The 2847-nt window shown below is 70.4% G+C and carries 3 protein-coding genes; 2 read left to right on the top strand and 1 reads right to left on the bottom strand.

The window, feature by feature from the left end; genetic code table 11:
* Both ACQKIP_RS44320 and ACQKIP_RS44315 read left to right on the top strand, forming a co-directional pair.
* Window positions 1–883, top strand: an 883-nt coding sequence (locus ACQKIP_RS44320) for an NAD(P)/FAD-dependent oxidoreductase (RefSeq protein ID WP_427745588.1), incomplete at its 5' end; no start/stop codon positions are given.
* 113 nt (window positions 884–996) lie between these two features.
* Window positions 997–2223, top strand: a complete 1227-nt coding sequence (locus ACQKIP_RS44315; protein WP_365866842.1) for an FAD-dependent monooxygenase — start codon at window positions 997–999, stop codon at window positions 2221–2223.
* Window positions 2224–2319: 96 nt separating this feature from the next.
* Here ACQKIP_RS44315 and ACQKIP_RS44310 read toward each other — a convergent pair.
* The coding region (locus tag ACQKIP_RS44310) for a hypothetical protein (protein WP_427745587.1) at window positions 2320–2847 on the bottom strand (528 nt) is incomplete at its 5' end.

Below are 2847 nucleotides of genomic sequence, written 5' to 3'. Positions count from 1 at the left end.
GATAGGTGACGGCAGCGTGGTCCTGGACACGGGAGAGTTGGCCGCGTTCGACCACCTGGTCCTGGCCGTGGGGAGCACGGTCTCCCCGCTGCCGGGCACCGTCCCGGTGGGCACGTGGGAGGGAGCGCAGCGCGCCCGTGCGCGGCTGTCGGACCTTCCTGCCGGCTCCACTGTGACCGTCATCGGCACGGGCCCCACCGGCATCGAGACCGCCTCCGAGGTTGCTGACGCGCGACCCGACCTGCAGGTACGGCTGGTGGGCAGCCGGCTTGCGGCGTCCTTCTCCGAGGGGGCCCGCCGCCGCGTGCGCGCCGGCCTGGAGCGCTTGGAGGTATCGATCCTTGAGGACACCGTGGCCGACGTGCTGCCTGGCGACGAGGCACCGGGGGGCGACCAGGTGCGGCTGCGGTCGGACCCTGACCGGCCGTTGCATTCCGATCTGACCCTCTGGGCTGTCCTCGGCACTATTCCCGACCTTGCACAGCGCAGCGGCCTGGACGTCGATGACCGCGGCCGCGCCCTCGTCGACGGGTATCTGCGCAGCGTGAGCGATCCGCGGGTCTTCGTCGTGGGCGATTGCGCCGCCGTCCCCGGCTCCCGCCCGGCCTGCCAGACAGCGGGCCCGCAGGGTGCCCACGCCGCCGACACACTGGCCCGGTTGATCCGGGGCCGCGAGCCCCGGCCGTACTCCATGGGGTACTTCGGGACGGGGCTGACCCTGGGCCGGCACGATGGTGTGATCCAGCTGTCCCGGCGTGATGACAGCGCGCGGCGGCAGTACCTCGCGGGCCGTCCCGCGATCGTCCTGAAGGAAGCCGCCACGCTGGGCGCCAAGTACGGCTCACGCACCGCCACCATCACCTGGCTGTCCGGCGCGAAGTAAGCGCTGTGCAAACCGCTTTGACGCTCTGCTCGCCCGGCGGCACACGCAGGCGGCCGGCGTGCCCCGTTCGCGCCGCGCCGATGTTCCGCGCAAGCCAAGGAGAAGGAACTGCCATGTCGAATTCAGCAAAGGGAGGCCGGGCGCTGGTGGTCGGCCTGGGGATAGCAGGCATCGCCACCGCGGTGCGCCTGCGGCAGATCGGCTGGGAGCCGGTCGTGGTCGAGCGGGCACCCGCCCGGCGCGAAGGCGGCTACTACATCGCCCTGTTCGGTTCGGGCATCGCCTCGGCACGGCGGCTGGGCGTGCTGGAGAACATCGGCGACCGCGGCGGCCCGGAGATCGCCCTGTACGACGTGGACCGCAGCGGCAACCGCCGTCCCCGGGTGAACCTCGGCTCGCTGGCCGGAGGCCCCCGCCCCCTGCTGCGCGGCGACGTGGAGCAGGGTCTGTTCGCGGCGCTGCCCGAGGACGTGGAGATCCGCTACGCGACCGTGCCCACCCGCATCGTCCAGGACGAGTCCGGAGCCCGGGTCACGCTGCGCGACACCGCGGCCGACACGTCGGTCGACGAACGCTTCGACCTCGTCGTGGGCGCCGACGGCATGCGCTCCACGGTGCGCAGACTGGCCTTCGCCCACCAATACGATCTCCACCCCCTCAACTACATGATCGGCGTCACCCTCCTGGACCGGCCGGTCGACGGATTCGGCCCGTCCCAAGGGCTCATCCTGGCCGAGCCGGGGCGGTCCGCCTGGGCCTTCCCCTTCGCCGACCGGCCGCCGAGCCTGCTGTTCTCCTACCGCACCCGGAACGTCGACGCCGAGTTCCGCCGCCCGCCCATCGAGTCCATCCGCGCCGCCTTCGGACCCCAACCCACCGGCCCGCTGCTGGAAGGCCTGCTTGACCGCTACGAGCAGGCCGCCGACGCCCTGTTCGACACGGTGCAGCAGGTGAAGATGGCCAGCTGGCACAGCGGCCGAGTCGTCCTGATCGGCGATGCGGCCTGGTGCATGACGCTGTACTCCGGCATGGGCGTATCCGCCGGAATCGCGGGCGGGGAACTGCTGGGCACCATGCTCCAACGCCACCCCGGCGGAGTGAACGGCGCGCTGCGGGCCTGGGAGTCCCGGATGCGGCCCTTCATCCGGGCCCAGCAGGACAGCGCGCTGGTCAGCGGGCGGCGGATGTTCACCCCGCTGGACCGCAAGGAGCTGGCCGTACGCGCCGGGATGAGACACCTGATGCGCATGCCCGGCCTGGGCCGGGCCGTCTGCAGAAAGCTGCTCGACAGCAAGGACATGCGAGCGAAAAACATGGACGTCGCCGCACCCTGGGCGTAATCCGGCCGGTGCCCGCTCGCCACGGCTTCCCCGGTGCAGCCACAGACGCAGACACCTGCGGGGACTTGGGGGCGTAGCGGCACTCGCCCCTCCGGGTCAGATCGTGCCGTCGTCATCCAGTACCTGCTGGGCGAGCTCGGTGAATGTGGCGATGTGGTTGTTCAGCTTGACGATCATGTGGTGGGCTTCGAGTTCGAGCCTGTCGACCTGCCTGGAAAGGCCTTCATCCTCAGTCATGGCCCAGATCGCGATGCCGTGGGATGTCAGCTCCTTGGAGCAGTCGTAGATATCGGATGCCGCCGCCTGCACGCTTCGGGGCCCGGCGAGGGTCACGGTCAGCCAGGAAGCCACCACTGCCTTCATATGATTCTGGGCTTCGGCAAGGAACTCCTCGGTGAGGGGTGGCCTGTTGTGGATCTCTTCGACGCCGAAGAACAAGGGAATCGCGTGATCGCGCAGGGCCCCGGAGGCTCCGATGAAAGCCTCGTACGCGTCTGCCCTGGGCCCTTGTCTGAGGCGCCGATGCTCCGCTCTGGCCGTGATTCTGGCTTGCTCGCGTGAGGCCCACCCCGCTGCTATGCCGGCCAGGGCTGTTCCGACGGCACCAGCCAACGCCCCGAGTGC

The organism is Streptomyces sp. NPDC059900 (genome assembly GCF_050270335.1).
GTDB lineage: Bacteria > Actinomycetota > Actinomycetes > Streptomycetales > Streptomycetaceae > Streptomyces.
The sequence above is the reverse complement of the archived record's forward strand: the minus strand, read 5'-3'. Positions and strand labels throughout refer to the sequence as shown.

What these genes read in the sequence shown, in the direction of transcription:
- ACQKIP_RS44315 (WP_365866842.1), top strand. Translation starts at nt 997, where the DNA reads ATGTCGAATTCAGCAAAGGGAGGCCGGGCGCTGGTGGTCGGCCTGGGG.